The 16,184-nt window shown below is 42.5% G+C and carries 19 protein-coding genes and 1 tRNA gene; 13 read left to right on the forward strand and 7 right to left on the reverse strand.

Annotation, left to right across the window (positions count from 1 at the left end):
- Together cmoB and DBZ36_RS03850 are read right to left on the reverse strand one after the other, a co-directional pair.
- Positions 1–975 (reverse strand): tRNA 5-methoxyuridine(34)/uridine 5-oxyacetic acid(34) synthase CmoB, encoded by a 975-nt coding sequence (gene cmoB, locus DBZ36_RS03845; RefSeq protein ID WP_120353614.1) that lies wholly within the window; start codon positions 973–975, stop codon positions 1–3.
- 181 nt (positions 976–1,156) lie between these two features.
- Positions 1,157–1,870, reverse strand: a complete 714-nt coding sequence (locus DBZ36_RS03850) for a hypothetical protein (protein WP_120353615.1) — start codon at positions 1,868–1,870, stop codon at positions 1,157–1,159.
- A 115-nt stretch (positions 1,871–1,985) separates the two neighbouring features.
- Here DBZ36_RS03850 and DBZ36_RS03855 point away from each other — a divergent pair, with 115 nt between their 5' ends.
- Positions 1,986–3,845, forward strand: coding sequence for a methyl-accepting chemotaxis protein (locus tag DBZ36_RS03855; protein WP_120353616.1), 1,860 nt, complete (start codon positions 1,986–1,988; stop codon positions 3,843–3,845).
- A gap of 80 nt (positions 3,846–3,925) precedes the next feature.
- On the opposite strand, the gene DBZ36_RS03860 is transcribed toward DBZ36_RS03855, so the two are convergent.
- Together DBZ36_RS03860 and DBZ36_RS03865 are read right to left on the reverse strand one after the other, a co-directional pair.
- A tRNA-Arg gene (locus DBZ36_RS03860) sits at positions 3,926–4,002 on the reverse strand.
- Between the two features lie 132 nt (positions 4,003–4,134).
- Complete coding sequence (locus DBZ36_RS03865; RefSeq protein ID WP_120353617.1) at positions 4,135–5,283, reverse strand: flagellar assembly protein T N-terminal domain-containing protein; 1,149 nt, start codon at positions 5,281–5,283, stop codon at positions 4,135–4,137.
- 149 nt (positions 5,284–5,432) lie between these two features.
- Between DBZ36_RS03865 and DBZ36_RS03870 the strand changes: the two genes are divergently transcribed.
- The 5 genes from DBZ36_RS03870 (at position 5,433) to DBZ36_RS03890 (ending at position 8,486) form a co-directional block, all read left to right on the forward strand.
- On the forward strand, positions 5,433–6,035 hold the full coding sequence (locus tag DBZ36_RS03870) for a FlgO family outer membrane protein (protein WP_120353618.1): 603 nt from the start codon (positions 5,433–5,435) through the stop codon (positions 6,033–6,035).
- The gene (locus tag DBZ36_RS03875) at positions 6,019–6,504 is read left to right on the forward strand and encodes an LPP20 family lipoprotein (RefSeq protein WP_233558089.1); all 486 of its coding nucleotides are present in this window, start codon (positions 6,019–6,021) and stop codon (positions 6,502–6,504) included. The genes DBZ36_RS03870 and DBZ36_RS03875 overlap by 17 nt, the downstream gene beginning before the upstream one ends.
- Positions 6,505–6,591: 87 nt before the next feature.
- Positions 6,592–6,864, forward strand: coding sequence for a hypothetical protein (locus DBZ36_RS03880; RefSeq protein WP_120353619.1), 273 nt, complete (start codon positions 6,592–6,594; stop codon positions 6,862–6,864).
- Between the two features lies 1 nt (position 6,865).
- Positions 6,866–7,516, forward strand: a complete 651-nt coding sequence (locus DBZ36_RS03885; protein WP_120353620.1) for a FlgO family outer membrane protein — start codon at positions 6,866–6,868, stop codon at positions 7,514–7,516.
- A gap of 10 nt (positions 7,517–7,526) precedes the next feature.
- Complete coding sequence (locus DBZ36_RS03890; RefSeq protein ID WP_120353621.1) at positions 7,527–8,486, forward strand: FlgO family outer membrane protein; 960 nt, start codon at positions 7,527–7,529, stop codon at positions 8,484–8,486.
- Positions 8,487–8,554: 68 nt separating this feature from the next.
- Here DBZ36_RS03890 and flgN read toward each other — a convergent pair whose 3' ends face one another.
- The 3 genes from flgN to flgA all read right to left on the reverse strand — a co-directional run bounded on the left by flgN (position 8,555) and on the right by flgA (position 10,075).
- Complete coding sequence (flgN, locus tag DBZ36_RS03895) at positions 8,555–8,977, reverse strand: flagellar export chaperone FlgN (protein ID WP_120353622.1); 423 nt, start codon at positions 8,975–8,977, stop codon at positions 8,555–8,557.
- A 3-nt stretch (positions 8,978–8,980) separates the two neighbouring features.
- Positions 8,981–9,304 carry a flagellar biosynthesis anti-sigma factor FlgM gene (gene flgM / locus DBZ36_RS03900; RefSeq protein ID WP_120353623.1) on the reverse strand — a complete coding sequence of 108 codons (324 nt, stop codon included), beginning with the start codon at positions 9,302–9,304 and terminating at the stop codon, positions 8,981–8,983.
- Between the two features lie 81 nt (positions 9,305–9,385).
- Positions 9,386–10,075: a flagellar basal body P-ring formation chaperone FlgA gene (gene flgA / locus DBZ36_RS03905; protein WP_120353624.1), complete on the reverse strand. Its 690-nt coding sequence runs from the start codon at positions 10,073–10,075 to the stop codon at positions 9,386–9,388.
- Between the two features lie 162 nt (positions 10,076–10,237).
- Between flgA and DBZ36_RS03910 the strand changes: the two genes are divergently transcribed.
- The 7 genes from DBZ36_RS03910 to flgF all read left to right on the forward strand — a co-directional run bounded on the left by DBZ36_RS03910 (position 10,238) and on the right by flgF (position 16,181).
- On the forward strand, positions 10,238–11,152 hold the full coding sequence (locus DBZ36_RS03910) for a chemotaxis protein CheV (RefSeq protein ID WP_120353625.1): 915 nt from the start codon (positions 10,238–10,240) through the stop codon (positions 11,150–11,152).
- A 14-nt stretch (positions 11,153–11,166) separates the two neighbouring features.
- Positions 11,167–11,991, forward strand: coding sequence for a CheR family methyltransferase (locus tag DBZ36_RS03915; protein WP_407641481.1), 825 nt, complete (start codon positions 11,167–11,169; stop codon positions 11,989–11,991).
- Between the two features lie 450 nt (positions 11,992–12,441).
- A complete protein-coding gene (gene flgB, locus DBZ36_RS03920) occupies positions 12,442–12,837 on the forward strand; it encodes a flagellar basal body rod protein FlgB (RefSeq protein WP_120353627.1) in 396 nt (131 codons plus the stop codon).
- A 2-nt stretch (positions 12,838–12,839) separates the two neighbouring features.
- Positions 12,840–13,259 carry a flagellar basal body rod protein FlgC gene (gene flgC / locus DBZ36_RS03925; protein ID WP_120353628.1) on the forward strand — a complete coding sequence of 140 codons (420 nt, stop codon included), beginning with the start codon at positions 12,840–12,842 and terminating at the stop codon, positions 13,257–13,259.
- Positions 13,260–13,267: 8 nt separating this feature from the next.
- On the forward strand, positions 13,268–13,939 hold the full coding sequence (locus tag DBZ36_RS03930) for a flagellar hook assembly protein FlgD (RefSeq protein WP_120353629.1): 672 nt from the start codon (positions 13,268–13,270) through the stop codon (positions 13,937–13,939).
- A gap of 27 nt (positions 13,940–13,966) precedes the next feature.
- Entirely contained in the window at positions 13,967–15,325 is a 1,359-nt protein-coding gene (flgE, locus tag DBZ36_RS03935) for a flagellar hook protein FlgE (protein ID WP_120353630.1), read from the forward strand.
- Positions 15,326–15,434: 109 nt separating this feature from the next.
- Positions 15,435–16,181 (forward strand): flagellar basal-body rod protein FlgF, encoded by a 747-nt coding sequence (gene flgF, locus DBZ36_RS03940; RefSeq protein ID WP_120353631.1) that lies wholly within the window; start codon positions 15,435–15,437, stop codon positions 16,179–16,181.
- Positions 16,182–16,184: the final 3 nt, after the last annotated feature.

The raw sequence follows: 16,184 nt of genomic DNA on the forward strand, positions 1-16,184 counted from the left end.
TTAATCGGGGTTTTTAGCGACAATTATAGTTCTTAATGGAGCAGGGTGACCCTCAATAGTTTTCGAAGGGTCTAATGGGTCTAGAAAGTCTGGCAATGATTCGAAATTCATCCAATCTGTTGCTCGTTGTTCATCTATGCTGGTTTGGTCCATGTCAACAATATGCACATCAATAAAACCAACTTTTAATAACCATGAAACGAGTGCCGGTGCGCTAGGAATAAACCAAACGTTTCTCATTTTCCCGTAACGATCTGGCGGTACAAGCACATCATTTACATCGCCGTCAACGACGAGAGTTTCAAGGATCAACTCTCCACCAGTGCGCAATTGAGCTTTTAATTGATAAAGATGATCGATTGGCGAGCGACGGTGATACAAAACGCCCATCGAAAATACCGTATCAAAAGCTCTTAGTTTAGGCAGTTGCTCAATGCCCAAAGGCAACAAGTGGACGCGTTGGTCATTGTTAGCAAACTTACGAACGGCTTCAAATTGAGCTAAAAACAAACTTGAAGGATCGATACCTACCACAAATTGCGCTTTTTCTCCGAGCATGCGCCACATATGGTAGCCACTACCGCAGCCAACATCTAATACAAAGCGATTCTCTAAAGAAGAAATGTGTGGCAGTAAACGTTGCCATTTCCAGTCACTACGCCATTCGGTATCAATATGAACGCCATGAATATCAAAGGGACCTTTACGCCAAGGCGATAATTGCTTCAAAAGGCTTTCGGTTTTGCGTATTTCAGATGGGTCTAGCTCACCAACTTTGCCGATGCTAACCGCATTTTTTAGTTCTACAAACTTAGAGTTAACACTAGGTAGTTTGTCTACTACGCGCTGCCAATGTGGAAAGTCGCCATGGGTGTTGTTGGCTTGCCATTGATGCAATTGTTCGGGTAAGCAACGTAACCAATGTTGCAAACGATTTTGCGCAATAAGTTGGTAAAAGTTAGAAAAATCAATCATGATATTTTTTGGGTTCGAGTTCTAATGACTATTGTAGCAGGATAAGCTTTACCGAAAAGGGATTCGCAAATATAAAACCAATTGCATCAGTCAGTTGCTGATAAATCAAACAAAAGAACGACAAAACCAGTCTTGAACAGAAGAATTACCTGTTTTGCTCAAGACCTATTACAAGTTAAGCTTAAAATTCGGAAAACTGTATGCTCGATAAACTATAGTTTTCTGTAACTAGGTCTTGATTCTTGCAAGCACGTAAGGTGTCGAGTAACCACCATTGGTGTCCCAAGGTTTTTGAACTACTGACTTTAAAGCTAGTTGCTTGGTCATTTCCAAAGATAAACAAATTAGGACGTTTGGTGCTCGCTAGAAACTTTTGCAATGTTGCGACTTCAGCTTGTTGCGGACCCTTTTCGTTTTTATTAGTGATAGTTGAACTAAGCACTAATCGCTTGTCAGCAAAATTAAAATTTAGCACCCAAGGTGGAATATCGAAACTCCCCAGTAGTGGTTGAGGGCGGTAGGCCTTGCCGGCGTTCATTTGTTGGCGAGTTAATATTTGTTGACCAAGAGATGCTTTTTGTCGTTTTTGTTTTCGTGTTAACGCAATGTCCTGGCTGTCATAGTTGTGTTTTAAGACCGAACTCAAATTTGCTCGTTTTTTTACGCTTTGCTCCAATACGATAATATGTGAATTGTTTAGCAATTGATTCACTTCGTCGGGTAGTGAAGTCAATGCAATATCACTAGTGGTTAATGACAAATATGAAATGCGTAAGGACTCGGCATGGCATTCATTGAACATTAATAAGCTGGGATCCAAAGCATTAACCTGAACTTTAGCCTCTACTGATAAACTTAAAATCAACATTGAGCAAATAAAATACAGTTTTTTCATCATTTCCTTAAGATCCGAGCAGTTCTTCCGATAACTTCCTATAGTATCTTATAAAAAACAAGTTTTGCTTAAGAGTTTGATGAGCGAATGCAGTTAAATCGTAAAGGAGCAATCAATGGGCAAACTTTCTTTAAAATACAAGGTTATTAGCTTTACCTTGGTGATGTTAATTCTGTTTTCCGGATTACAGACATGGATACAATCTAGCGCAGTTAAAAATCAAACCCTGCTCACTTTAGAGCAAAATTCCAGTAGTGCAGCTAAGTCCACCTCTAGCTTACTTGGGGCGTGGTTGGCCAACAAATTTGCTGGTGTAAAGGGACTGAGTGTTTTATCTGATGAGCCTGCAATGCGTGCAACATTGCAACAAACAGCAAAAACCAATGCCTTTGATTTAGTCTATTTTGGATCAGAACAAGGTAAAATGTTACTTAGTGATGCATCTATTGAATTACCCGGTGATTACGACCCTAGGGGGCGGCCCTGGTATACAGGGGCTATTGCTAATGGCCAGTATGTTTCTGACCCATACGAGGATGCCAGTTCAGGTGAACAAGTAATCAGTGTTGCTGCGAAAGTGAATGGAGGCGTTATTGGTGGCGACCTTTCTCTGAGTGATGTGATAGCGGCTATCGAAGATCTTTCCACAGAAAACTCATATGCCATGATCGTTGATTCCGATTTAAATGTTCTGGTTCACCCTGATCGTCAATATGTGCTTAAGATATTTAGTGAACTGGACCCTAGCGTTAAGAGCTTTAATCCAAGTGTTGACGGTAAAGAGCTATTTTCTGCAAAACTCGATGGAAAAGATGTTCTTTTAAAATCAAGTCAAATTGAGCTAACTGATTGGAGCTTAGTTCAAGTCTATGATGAAGACTTGGTGCTTAAGTCAGTGGATACTTTGGTTGTGCGTTCATTTATGTTGGCAATCGTGATGCTTGCAGTATTCGGCATATCCTTACTCATAGTCATAGGGGTATTGATTAAACCTCTTGAAGCATTGCACAGAGCGATGAAAGAGCTAAATAGCGGAACTGGTGATTTAACTGCTCGGGTTCCAATTGTGAGTAAAGATGAAATTGGTCAGCTAGCTGAAGAAATAAACTTGTTCTTTGGCAATATACACTCTCTGGTTTCTAATGTCGTTGAGGATTCAGTGCAAATATCGTCAGCAGCTACCGTTTCACGTGTCTCGAGTGAAGAAGCGCAATCACAGATCCGCCGCCAACAAGAGGAAGTCACCCAAGTTGCGGCAGCAATTAATGAAATGGGGGCCACTGCGGCTGAAGTAGCAAGTAACGCTGAATTAACCGCTAACTCAGCAAGAGAATCAACCGAATCTTGTGAAGCGGGTAAGCAAGTAATTTTGCGTAACCAACAGCAAATCGATAGCTTAGCTGGTCAGCTTGATTCTGCAGTGTCGACGGTCACTGAACTTGAACAAAACACCCAAGATATTAACGAAATTTTATCGACGATTCAGGGGATAGCAGAGCAAACTAATTTACTCGCTCTCAATGCAGCTATTGAAGCGGCACGAGCGGGGGATCAAGGTAGGGGGTTTGCTGTTGTTGCTGATGAAGTTCGCAATCTTTCTCAGCGGACTCATTCGTCAACTGAAGAAATCCGCAGTATGATTGAGCGTTTACAGTCCAATACCAAAATTACGGTCAAATCGATGGAAGACAGTCAGAAGCTAGCAAGTGAAAGTGTTGAAGAGGCAAATAGGGCAACACAGACACTTGAAGAAATTACTTCTTCAATCGCTCAAATTAGTGATATGGCTATTCAAATCTCTAGCGCAGCTGAAGAACAGCGAGCAGTAACAGAAGAGATAGGCCGTAATACGCAAGGAATTCAAGACGCAACCGATCATCTAACTGAGCAAAGTGAGTCTAATCTAGGTCAAGTGAAGCGTTTGGATGAAATATCGGAGCGGCTTAGCGAACAGGTTTCAAACTTTAAAATCTAGGGCCTGTTAGCGATCAAACAAAAACCGGCGCAAGCCGGTTTTTTTGTCGTTGTTCAAACAGAATTTTGACGATGAATAAATGGCGTCCCCTAGAGGATTCGAACCTCTGACCTGCCCCTTAGGAGGGGGCTGCTCTATCCAGCTGAGCCAAGGGGACACTCAATAGCTGCGGATTGTATCCTAAAATATACTGGCATTGCACTAGCGATTTAAACTTTGGCACTAATTTGTTCTATCGAAAAGAATCAAAAGCTTATGTACCAAACGCAGGCAGCTTATAGCATTGTTGTTATCGGCTAACAATATCGCCTAACTGGATACTATCCGCCATGCTTGGGTCGTTAGCTTTTACTACGGCACTCTTTTGAAATACTTGTTCAATTGTTACATCCGTACCAGCGTCAAAGCGCTGCTGACGCGGAATATCCCAATCACCCCATTGAAAACTTTGATGCTGAACTTTCATCTGTTGACCAACCTGTAAAGAGTTGGCACTTCCAATATTTATTTGCCAACGATTATCACCCAAATCAGTGACTATCTTCGCCTGTAGTTTTTGACAAGCTAACAAGCTATCAACTTCACCTAAGACTTGCTTTAGTGCGGCACTGACGGTTTGACCATAGCTTGATAACCAGAACTTGGACGAGTAGGGGTCTACTATCTCTTGTGATTTGAATTTCCATTGAGACTGTACTGATACACGCTTGTTATATACTTCTTCAAGGTCAGCTACGCTATACAAACGGGCGTTCATAACAAAATGTCTTTCCGGATAACTTATTTGAACAAATGTTGGTTTATAAGGGCCACTGAGCGATAGGTTTTCAATTTCTAAGGCTAATAGATATTGTGCGTCATATTTTTCGGCATAGTTTTTAATTGCAGCGAAAGTGTTTTTTCCAGATTGGTAGTGATTTATTGGAAGGTTCGAGGCTTGGATAGGCAGCATACTCGGGCTGTACTCTCGAGCCAAGTTGTAAGCGCGTAGACCGAGTGATTCAGGTAATTGGTATATTTGCCCAATTCTAGCTTGTTGTTGATCGCGTAGTTGAGGCGCCAAAATTAGTAAGCTATGCCTGGCACCAGCAGCAGAGCACTGGCTCGAACCGACAAAGACATCTGCTGCCAGACGTACGGTGTAAAAATCCAGACTTTGGCTTTCCTGCAAGATTTTAATGTTATGCAAAGTGCCTTTGGTAACAATCTCTAATTGGTCTAATGTAAGTAAACCTCCACTCATTTGTTGAATACTCGTGACAGAGGCCCCGCTATAAAGCAGTAGTTGTTGCATGGCCGCCTGAGTAGCTTTGGCTTTAGCTTGCGCAATATCGCCATTGCCAATCGCTGCTTGCCCTTGAGCTTCAAAATAAGCGGCTTGAGAGAACAAAGGCACGAGCAATACCAGCCACACTAAATGTAGTAATCGCTTTTGCATGCGCTTCCTTATAATGAATTCGTGTAATTGTCTAAGTCATGCAATTATTAATCCAAATTGATTATCATGGGATTAAAATTGTAGATCATGATGTTTATGGCGTAATTTTTGCATTTGATTCTCAGAGATTTTGGATAAAGGACACGTCAATGATAGGAACAACAATTAAACAATTAGCAGTAATCATGCTGTGCGTTACTGCGATGCTTGGTTGTAGCTCTACAGTTGTTCATCATGACCAATATGAGCCTGCAAAGCTTAGGCCACCGGTTGAGCCTAGTTACTACGGACAAGTAAATCGAATGGCCGCCGAAATTGTAGCCCGTGGCAGCATACGTAGTTCAGACCGCGTTGTCATCGCTAGTATCGTTGACCTTGATGCTTTAGATAACACCAGCGCATTTGGTCGACAACTTGCTGAATCATTGCATGCAGCATTAACTATGCAGCAAGTACAAGTGATTGAGCCACGCATAACTGGCAAATTGTTGACTGATGTTGGCGAAGGTGAGTTTGCAATGAGTCGCGATGCCGAAAAGTTGACACAACGCCATCAAATCACTCACATGTTGGTGGGCACTTATCAAGAAAGTAATGAAGGCAAACATGTAAACTTTCGGATAGTGAATACTAAAAGTAATAATGTAGATGGTGCCGCTTACGGGTTCTTTTTACATTCGAGTAGTAATGCCCCAATGGCTGTAAGTATTAATAATGGGATTTTGGAGCGAAACGATGTTAAAGCGATATAAGCTTAGCCTACGCAAACGCTATTTGATGATAGCTATTACAACTATACTCATCAGTGCCTGTAGTTTACCGACTGAACATAAAGTGTGGAAACATGAGTCCCCTGAGCAATTTGTAGTGCTAAGTGCGGTAGGTTACGCCCCCATTTCAGCGCAACAAGGTCAAAGCGATCAACACAAAACCTTACAAGCGATGCAAGCCTCAAAGTTGGACGCTTATCGTGAACTGTCAGAGCGAGTTTACGGTCAAGAGATTAGCGCCCAGAGTTCAGTTGCTGACATGGTGCTGGGGCAGACCCAACTGCAAAGCTCTGTTTCCGGAGTCATTCGCGGAGCACGGGTCAAACGCAGTTATGCCTTAGATGACACCTACATCACAGAGCTTGAATTAGACTTTGCTGAAATCTATCAGGTAATAGCTTCGCAAGTTACGCCCAGAACTGAGCAAATTGATAGTACGATTGCTTTCTAATGTAAGCGAAAGTCGTAAGCTTAGGGTAAAGTTTTTACGCTAGGGGCCGTTAACTAGTTTATATCCTAGTCATTGAGAACAATTATAATGAGCCCAAAGCTTGCGACAGTACTAGCCTGCCTCGTGTTAAGTGCATGTTCACAAACACCAGAAACTGTGAATTCGCCAATCACTACTAGCCATAGCTATCATTATACCTCTGACTTCAATGATGCTTATGGCAACTCTTATGTCTATGAAGACGGCTTTAGTCATACTCATAACAATCCAGCAATCGTTAATGGCTATCTTCAAGGTACACAGTCGGGCACGATTTACTCTAGACGTCAGCATCAAGCCGTTCAGACACAGGGAGAGTAATATGTCTGTATATTTTAAGCGCCAAGTGGGCTTGTCTGCAGCAATATTGTTGTTGTCAGCTTGCAGCGCGACAAGCTCTAACTCGAATAGCAACTCGGCGCAAGCACAGCGAGCTCCTGCTGCACATCGATTACCTGGCAATACAGGTGCTCCAATTCCACAAGCTGCGAGTATGGAAAGCTTGAGTGATTATGTTGCGCAGTTGTCATACCGTTTGGTGAGCAGTAGCCACTATGTTTCACAATCGACGCCGCTTGCTGTGGCGTCATTTGTTGAGTTACAAAATCTAAAAGCAACAAGCCTATTTGGACTCCAAATCGAAGAAAGCATGCTTTCGCAATTACAGCATTATGGTTTCTCGGTGATTGACTATAAAGCCACCGGTTTTATGCGTATTACACCGGAAGGTGACTTCGTTTTTAGTCGAGATGTGAAAGAACTGCCAAGGCGGCATCCCATTGAGTACTATGTCAGTGGAACCTACAGCCGCAGCAAAGAAGGTATTATTGTCAATGCTCGTATTATCGGCGTTGAGTCTAAGGTTATTGTGGCGTCAGCAGAGCAGCTGATCCCTCACCACGTTTATTATAGCTCGGTGCCAAAGGTGAGCCCTAAACGTACTTCTGAACTGTTAGTTCAAAATCGCAAATAAGGGAATGCTGATGAAAACTGTCTTAAGTCCTATAGCGCTAATACTAAGCCTGAGTGCTTGTGCTCCAAATACGGTGGTAGAAGAAGCCATTGTCTATGACCAGGATGTTCACGCAGTCCCTCATGATCATGCTGCTCATAATCGCTCTGCGGTTGCAATTACACAAGATGGACAGATGCTGCTCTATGATGTTAACGATCCACGGATGTTAAATATCAACAGTAATAGTGCTTCTTATCAACGAGGGGTTACGGTTAATTCTATAAAGGCGGGTGAATTTGAAGCCTTAGCATCCAATCCATCGGTAGTACCGCTGCAGCGAAGTATCGATTCAAATGGTCTTGAGGTTGGACCGAGTGCTTTGGTACTCGGGAGCGGTCAAAGTCGAATAATCTCCCCTACTAAAAAGCCTTCTCCAGCGCCCCATTATTTGAGCGGTGTAACGTTAACTGACTATACACAATTGTTAGCGAAGCAATTGGTGAGCAGTTCGCATAAAGTAAATACGAATACCGCTATTGGAATTGCATCATTTGTTTCGTTACATGAGTTTGAACAAACCAATTTATTTGGAATGCAGGTCTCTGAAAGCTTGATCTTTGAAATGCAACAATGGGGCTTTAACGTCATTGACTACAAAATGACAGGGCGGCTTAAGATTACCGAAAAAGGTGACTTTGTCTTTAGCCGTGATGTGAAAAGCTTACAACGTAGTCAACCTATTGAATACTTATTAGTTGGCACCTTTAGCGGTACACAAGATGGAGTTTTGCTTAATGCGCGTCTCATCGATGCGGAGTCTAAATCGGTGGTAGCAACATCGCAGCAATGGGTGCCATCATATGTTTATCAGCGAAGTATGCCAGCAAGCCCTAGCGCTAGTCCGCGTATGAAAGATGGTATTGTTATCTTGGATCCTCAGGTTCAACCGGCGAGTCCTAAATCAAGTCAGTGGGGCGAGCGAGGTTAGTTCGTCTCAGATACAAAAAAACGAAGCTATTGGCTTCGTTTTTTTTGTATCTGTTACTTGTCGATAAATCAGGCGGTGTAATCTTTACCAAGCCGAGACGCAATATTCTTTTGACCAGCTTTATCGTAAGTGGTGCTATTGCCACTCGTAAGTTGTTGTAAAAATTCTCGCTGAGTGCGAGTTTTTTGGCTGGAGGCAATAATGATTTTTTCTAAGACATCATTTTTTTCTTGGCATTGCAAAAGGGTCACATTGATTGAATCGCGCATGCTTGTTAGTTGGGGTATTTGAGCAATTGAATCACGCTGTTGGTGTTCTGATAGTAATTGGTCATTGCTTTCAAGAGAAGTAAGTAGGACGTTTTTTTGTTTGCTTAAATCAATGATATGCTCAGCTTGTTCTTGTTCTAAGGCTAGTTTTTCTTGATCCAAAAGCAGCAATAGCTCTTCAACAAGCTGTTGCTGCGTTTCTAAAATCTGTTCTATTAACATTGATTAGCCATATATTGTATCGAGCTGAGATTCGAAACCACCCATCTTTTGAGCAACACGTTCGGCATTGACTTGATAGCTACCATCGGCAACAGCGGCTTTAATTTGCTCAAAGCGAGCGCTCTTACTTGTATCTTCACCAATCAAAGATTGTTGCACTTGATGTAGTTGTTGGGCTTGTTCAGTAATCATAACCGAATCCTGGGCTGCGGCAGGCTTGCCACTGCTTTTGCCTGAACTAGTGGTATCGTTCGAACGATTTTCGTTGACTTTGGCATTATCGAGGACACTACGTCCAGCACCTAAGTTATTGATGTTCATAGCCATGTCGGCTCTCCACTAAAAAATAAACTTTCTTGATTATATATATCGACGCGATTTCTCGAATCTTTAGTTTTTTTTCACTATTTATTGCAAATGAATTTTTACAAGACCGCTGGCGACAACAAAAGCATTTATTTTTCGTTGTGACTTATTGTTTATAACGCGAATTCTATCACCAATTGTACCGTCGTTTAAAGCGGTTCCGTCGGTAGATATGCTTAAACCTGTACCGACAACTTCAATCGTAATCGGATCTCCTTCACAAACAATACACAAATCGCGGCTTTTTATCAGTTGCCCTGGCCTTAGTTTGCGTTTAACTCGAGCACCTTCAAGTCCTTCAATGTCTTGGTAATAATCGCCACGTACTTTAGACTCTGCTAAGTACTCTCGCTTTATGTTGCTTGAGGACAATAGTTGACCTTCAGCGATGTGCTCACGGACAACGATGGCTGGTTTTAAAATACTAACCCTAACCGGAATATACACACGCCAGTTAATATCGTCAGCGCAGGTTACTAGTACGGAGTTGGACCGGCGTATTTTTGTTTGGGTTAAGCGTAAATTGAAATTGCTGCTGCATTCAATAATATGAGTGCGTTTATCAATCTCAGCTACGTCAATCTCAATTCGTGTGTCAGCGCCACTTTCAAGCTGACTTAACACTAACTGTTCGGCTTGATCTTGTAGCTGTTGCTGCGTCGTTGCCGCAAATGAGGCAAAGTTTGGCAAAAAAGCTAAACTAATCATTAATATGAACTTAAACATTTTCATATTGCTTCCGATATATAGGCATAAGTAATAAATATTTCTGTATAATCTAATTAACTGCCGGTCTTGTTGAGGAAGACGACAATATCTTGGCACAAGTAAAAATTTGTATTCTGTAGACGCTAATTTGCAAAATGCATGCCTTAAATTTATGGAGCGAAATATATGGCCGGAATCTTAGACTCGGTAAATCAAAGAACGCAATTGGTTGGACAAAACCGCCTTGAATTGTTGCTGTTTAAGCTTGCCGGAAGACAACGCTACGGGATTAATGTTTTTAAAGTGAAAGAAGTTCTGCAATGTCCTCCTTTAACTTCGTTGCCTAAGTTGAACTCTGTCATTAGAGGCGTTGCGCATATTCGTGGTCAAACTATTTCTGTCATCGACTTAAGTTTGGCAACTGGCGGTCCAGCTATTCAAGACTTAGAAAACCGGTTTATTATTATTTCAGAATACAATCGCTCGGTGCAGGGATTCTTAGTTGGATCGGTTGAACGTATTGTGAACACCAACTGGGAAGACATTTTGCCGCCACCTAAAGGCTCAGGCAAAATGAATTATCTTACCGCCGTCACAGAAGTCGATAAGGAACTTATTTCAATCTTAGATGTTGAAAAAATTCTAGATGAAATCTCTCCTGTATCAACCGTCGTTAGTCAGTCTATTGTTGATGAGGCTGCAGCTAATCTGAAAATTGACAAGAAGGTTTTGGTTGTCGATGATTCCTCTGTTGCCCGCAACCAAGTTAAGCGAGCAGTGACTTCCCTGGGTGTTGAAGCACTGTTATGTAAAGACGGACGTGAAGCTATCGATTTGCTTAAATCCATGGCCAAAGATGGGCCTATAGGTGACCAAATCGCTCTTATCATTTCAGATATAGAAATGCCGGAGATGGATGGTTATACATTAACAGCTGAAGTGAGATCGACACCTGAACTTAAAGATCTTCACATTATATTGCATACCTCGCTTAGTGGGGTGTTTAACCAAGCGATGGTCGACAAAGTAGGAGCTAATGCCTTTATTGCTAAGTTTAGCCCTGATGAATTGGCAAATGCGGTTCGTAATTCTATTTCGTAACTGAGAAGGTAGCGATAGTGAAAGCCATTTCTGACGCAGTATATAAGCAGTTCAGTCAATTTTTGGAACAGCAGTGCGGGATCGTACTGGGTGACAATAAGCAATATTTGGTTAAAAGCCGGCTCAGCCCCTTAGTGGCACGTTATGACTGTGACAGTATGGATGCGTTGGTTCAACGAGCAATGAACGGCAGGGAACGAGATCTGCGTATTATCGTTGTAGATGCGATGACGACCAATGAAACGCTTTGGTTTAGAGATGGTTATCCGTTTAAACTTTTGAATGATATGATTCTCCCTGATATGAAAGCTTTGCCGCGGCCTGTCAAAATTTGGTCGGCGGCATGTTCATCAGGACAAGAACCCTATTCAATGTCGATGATTGCGCATGAGTTCATGCAGCGCAAGCCAGGATTCATTAAAGGGGCTCAAATTGTTGGCACCGATATATCTCCAAGTATGCTTGAGCACTGTAAACAAGGCGAATATGACTCATTAGCCCTAGCACGAGGTCTTTCACCTGAACGTAAGCGGATGTTTTTTGAAGACTGTGGTAATAATCGTTTTCGCGTCAATGCTAAAGTGAAAAGCTTTGTGAATTTTAGAGCTCTTAATTTACTTGATAGTTATGCTTTGATGGGCAAATTTGATGTTATTTTTTGCCGCAATGTTCTTATTTATTTTAATGCAGACGTAAAAACTAAGATTTTGAATCAGTTTGCGCAAGCTTTAAATCCTGGTGGGTACTTAATGCTAGGAGCCTCTGAATCATTGACTGGTTTAACTGACCGCTTCGAAATGATTCGCTGTAATCCGGGCATTGTTTACCGCCTAAAATAATTATAAGTACAAATCAAATAATGAAAGCGGCAAGCCCATTGCCGCTTTTTGCCGCTTTAGCCCCAAAGTCCTTCTTGCTCGTATTCAAAAAATTAATTGCCGTTTATTTCTTTCAAGCTCAGCGATATTTTATTTCTAAAAGCAACTCAACCTGGCTCAACACTTGCTGTCTAAAACCTTGGCATTGAGTCTGTTATCGAGCTGATGCCTACACCAGTTTAACTGCCGCTATTTCCCAGATTTAATTTTTACCTTTAACATCAGATGGTTAGAGGTTCTTATACGACAATGCCTACTCTTTCTCGAGATTTCGTAGATTTTCGTGAGTGCAGGAAGCGAAAAGTGACAAAAATGTGTCTTTATATTCATTCATAGTTGGCATATTGATTGCTTTAGAATCACTAGCAAAAATTCTAACGGTTCTGACATTGGATCAAAAGTGGGGTAAACATGGCAATTAGTTTCGATAAAGCATTCGGTGTTCATCAATACACCGCTGGCGTAAGGGCTAAAAGGGCAGAAGTCATTGCCAGTAATATCGCTAATGCTGATACTCCGGGCTATAAAGCGCGAGATGTTGACTTTAGTAAAGCGTTAGCCAATGCCAAGACCAATCAGAATGTACGTATGGCAACGACCAATGAACGTCATATTGGTGGCGCTAGTGGCATCTCAAACGACATTTCATACAAAGTACCGACTCAGCCAGACACTGGTGATGGTAATACGGTTGAGTTGGATAAAGAAAAAAATTCCTTTATGCAAAATGGCCTGGAGTACCAAGCCGGTATGAACTTTTTGAACAGTAAGGTAATGGGTTTGAAAAAATCGATTAATGGTAACTAATTATGAGCTTTTTCCGCGTTTTTGATGTGAGTGCTTCTGCGATGAATGCGCAGCAGGTCCGCCTAAATACCACGGCTAGTAACCTAGCCAACGCTGAGAGTATTAGTTCTAGTGTAGGCGAAACCTACCGCGCTAGAAAGCCAGTTTTTGCTGCAGAATTTAATCGAGCCAATGTGGATTTGGCTGCGTCAACAGAAGTGAATGTTGCCGGAATTGTTGAGTCTGACGCCCCGCTGCGTCGCGAGTATTACCCGGATCATCCGATGGCAGACGAAGAAGGTTACATTTATAAACCAAACGTCAATGTCATGGAGGAAATGGCCGATATGATTAGCGCATCACGTTCGTACCAGACTAACGTACAAGTAGCAGAAGCGGCGAAAACGATGCTAAATAGCGCACTCAAACTGGGTAAAGGCTAGGAGAATTCATGAGTATTATTAATCCCGCTTCAGCAGAAATGTACTGGCCGACTGAACAAGCTACGCCAGAAAATAACAATGGCAAACTTGGGCAAGAAGATTTTTTCGCCTTATTGACTACTCAGCTTCAATTTCAGGATCCGAATAACCCGGTTGAGAATGCTGAGATGATTGCCCAAATGGCGCAATTCCAAACGGCAGAAGGTATTGCAGATATGGGGACTCAACTGCAAGACTTAAACTCAATTATGACGTCGCAAGCAGCCCTTCAGGCATCGACACTCGTTGGTCAAAAGGTGTTAGTTCCTATGGAACAGGGGTATAACTCTGGTGCTGGTTTCGATGGTGTTGCTGTTGCAAATGGTAGTGCGTCAAATATTAAAGTCACCATTGAAAATGAAGTTGGGGAAGTGATTAAAACCATTGATGTGGGTGAAGGCAGCGGTAACGTTGAATTTAAATGGGATGGAACAGATGCCAACGGCGACCCGGTAGCCGAAGGTAAGTATAACGTTAAGGTCAATGCAAGTCAGGGGGGTCAACAAGTTGACTTACCGATGGCAACTTATTCAGAAGTAAGCAGCGTGAGTCTCTCCGGAGGTGCAAGCGGTGTGGTTGTTAACCTAACTGGTCTAGGTGCAATTCGATTGTCGGATGTACTTGAAGTAGCCAAAGGCTAATTATAAATTTAGTGATAGGAGAGAGACATGTCATTTAATATCGCACTAAGCGGCGTAAATGCTTCGCAAAAGGACTTAGATGTCACGGCAAACAATATTGCCAACGTAAATACCATTGGTTTTAAAGAATCACGTGCAGAGTTTGCGGATGTATATGCCACATCCATTTTCTCTAATGCAAAAACAGCCGTGGGTAATGGTGTTAAAACTGCCGATGTTGCGCAACAATTCCATCAGGGGTCTCTAGCGTTCACACAAAACGCCTTAGATTTGGCGATTAGTGGCGAGGGTTTCTTTGTTACAGCTTCGGATATTACGACGCAAACTCGCGAATTTACTCGTGCTGGTGCTTTCAAATTGAATTCTGATAATTTTATTGTCAATTCTCAGGGGCAATACTTACAAGGTTATACCGTTAATACCGGTGGCACACCTTCAGCCGTAAGTATGGCAGCAACGAAGCCGATTCAAATCAATTCAGAGGTAGGAACGCCGACTCAAACAACAGAAGTGAGTATGAGCTTTAACCTACCTTCTGGCGGATCTACGCACGATATTGGCGACTTCGATCCTACTGATAGTGATACCTATACCTCTGCGACTTCTGTAACTGTCTATGACTCACAAGGTGGTTCACACGTCGCAGAAACTTATTTTGTGAAGGATGATACTGCGCCCAACACCTGGCATAAGCTTGTCTATATAGATGGAAAACCAACCGATGTTGTAGGTGGATTCCCGCAAACACCAAATGGCGGTAACACCAACCCTATTATCCCGAACTCTGCACGACTGGTGTTTGATAGCGCGGGTGCTCTAGACCCTGTCAATTCTTTGCCATTAGTCATTAAAACTGTTCCATTAGGTGGAACGCTGCCAGCGGTTCCGGGAGAAAATTTCCCAGGGGACGTATGGGACCGTACGAATGGTTCAGTAGACCCAGACCAAGAGATTACATTTAATCTCAACTCACCGACCCAATATGCTTCGGCATTTGAAGTCAGTAGTTTATCTCAAGATGGTTCAACTGTTGGTAAATTGACGGGCATCGATATTGGACCCGATGGGTTAGTGGTTGCCTCATACTCGAATGGACAAACCACCAATATTGCGAAGGTCGCAACTGCAAAATTCGCAAATAACCAAGGTCTTGGCCAAATTGGTGATACCTCATGGCAACAAACCCAGTTAAGTGGGGAAGCGATTGCTGGTGAAGCAAACTCTGGAACCTTTGGTAAAATCAACTCAGCTTCTCTTGAACAAGCAAACGTTAACCTAACCGAGCAACTTGTGAACCTAATTACCGCACAGCGTAATTTCCAAGCCAACTCGCGAGCTTTAGAAGTGAACTCCACGCTACAACAAACAATTATCCAAATCCGTTAATTTCCCCTGGGTTTCGGCAAAGGCGGCTTCGGTCGCCTTTTTTATTTCTTCAAACTTGGTTCGTCTTTTGCATTAGTCCTACTAGTCAGCCATTTGACGAGGATTAGGAATGGATCGTCTCTTATATATATCGATGACCGGTGCCAAAGAAAACATGAATGCCTTGGCATTGCGTGGCAATAACTTAGCCAACGCCAATACCACTGGTTTTAAGGCCGACATCGAGAATGCCCGAGCTATGCAAGCGTTTGGTGAAGGTCTGCCAACACGGGTTTTTGCCCTTACGGAAAAGGCCAGTGAAAACTATACCCAAGGTATGCTTCGCACCACAGGACGGGATCTTGACGTTGCAGTAAAAGGCGATGGTTGGATATCGGTACAAGATGCTGGTGGTGAAGAGGCGTTAACTAGAAATGGTAACTTCGAGATATCTGCCGCTGGTGTTTTACAAACCAGCAATGGTTTACCGGTACTAGGTAATGGAAACCAACCGATTGTGATCCCGCTGCCAGTAGAAAAACTAGAGATCCATCGCGATGGTACGATTGAAATTCAACCCGAAGGCGCATTGCCAAATGCCTTAGAGGAAATAAATCGAATCAAATTGAGCAAGCCTGAAAACCCGAGTCTAGAAAAAGGTGAGGATGGTTTGTTTCGATCTCGGGTGGGTGAACAGTTTGTAGCTGATGCAACGGTTAGCGTTGAAAAAGGGGCTTTGGAGTCAAGTAATGTGAATCCAGTCCAAGAAATGACCCACATGATGAGCTTGCAGCGTCACTATGAGTTGCAAGTAAAAATGATGAAAACTGCCGAAGAAACAGATAAAGCATCTAGCAGTTTACTTCGTTTGACTTAATAA

The sequence above is a fragment of the Alginatibacterium sediminis genome, from assembly GCF_003610775.1.
Classification (GTDB): domain Bacteria; phylum Pseudomonadota; class Gammaproteobacteria; order Enterobacterales; family Celerinatantimonadaceae; genus Alginatibacterium; species Alginatibacterium sediminis.

Coding starts and splice junctions, on each gene's coding strand:
- cmoB (WP_120353614.1), bottom strand. CDS start 975: ATGATTGATTTTTCTAACTTTTACCAACTTATTGCGCAAAATCGTTTG.
- DBZ36_RS03850 (WP_120353615.1), bottom strand. CDS start 1,870: ATGAAAAAACTGTATTTTATTTGCTCAATGTTGATTTTAAGTTTATCA.
- DBZ36_RS03855 (WP_120353616.1), top strand. CDS start 1,986: ATGGGCAAACTTTCTTTAAAATACAAGGTTATTAGCTTTACCTTGGTG.
- DBZ36_RS03865 (WP_120353617.1), bottom strand. CDS start 5,283: ATGCAAAAGCGATTACTACATTTAGTGTGGCTGGTATTGCTCGTGCCT.
- DBZ36_RS03870 (WP_120353618.1), top strand. CDS start 5,433: ATGATAGGAACAACAATTAAACAATTAGCAGTAATCATGCTGTGCGTT.
- DBZ36_RS03875 (WP_233558089.1), top strand. CDS start 6,019: ATGTTAAAGCGATATAAGCTTAGCCTACGCAAACGCTATTTGATGATA.
- DBZ36_RS03880 (WP_120353619.1), top strand. CDS start 6,592: ATGAGCCCAAAGCTTGCGACAGTACTAGCCTGCCTCGTGTTAAGTGCA.
- DBZ36_RS03885 (WP_120353620.1), top strand. CDS start 6,866: ATGTCTGTATATTTTAAGCGCCAAGTGGGCTTGTCTGCAGCAATATTG.
- DBZ36_RS03890 (WP_120353621.1), top strand. CDS start 7,527: ATGAAAACTGTCTTAAGTCCTATAGCGCTAATACTAAGCCTGAGTGCT.
- flgN (WP_120353622.1), bottom strand. CDS start 8,977: ATGTTAATAGAACAGATTTTAGAAACGCAGCAACAGCTTGTTGAAGAG.
- flgM (WP_120353623.1), bottom strand. CDS start 9,304: ATGGCTATGAACATCAATAACTTAGGTGCTGGACGTAGTGTCCTCGAT.
- flgA (WP_120353624.1), bottom strand. CDS start 10,075: ATGAAAATGTTTAAGTTCATATTAATGATTAGTTTAGCTTTTTTGCCA.
- DBZ36_RS03910 (WP_120353625.1), top strand. CDS start 10,238: ATGGCCGGAATCTTAGACTCGGTAAATCAAAGAACGCAATTGGTTGGA.
- flgB (WP_120353627.1), top strand. CDS start 12,442: ATGGCAATTAGTTTCGATAAAGCATTCGGTGTTCATCAATACACCGCT.
- flgC (WP_120353628.1), top strand. CDS start 12,840: ATGAGCTTTTTCCGCGTTTTTGATGTGAGTGCTTCTGCGATGAATGCG.
- DBZ36_RS03930 (WP_120353629.1), top strand. CDS start 13,268: ATGAGTATTATTAATCCCGCTTCAGCAGAAATGTACTGGCCGACTGAA.
- flgE (WP_120353630.1), top strand. CDS start 13,967: ATGTCATTTAATATCGCACTAAGCGGCGTAAATGCTTCGCAAAAGGAC.
- flgF (WP_120353631.1), top strand. CDS start 15,435: ATGGATCGTCTCTTATATATATCGATGACCGGTGCCAAAGAAAACATG.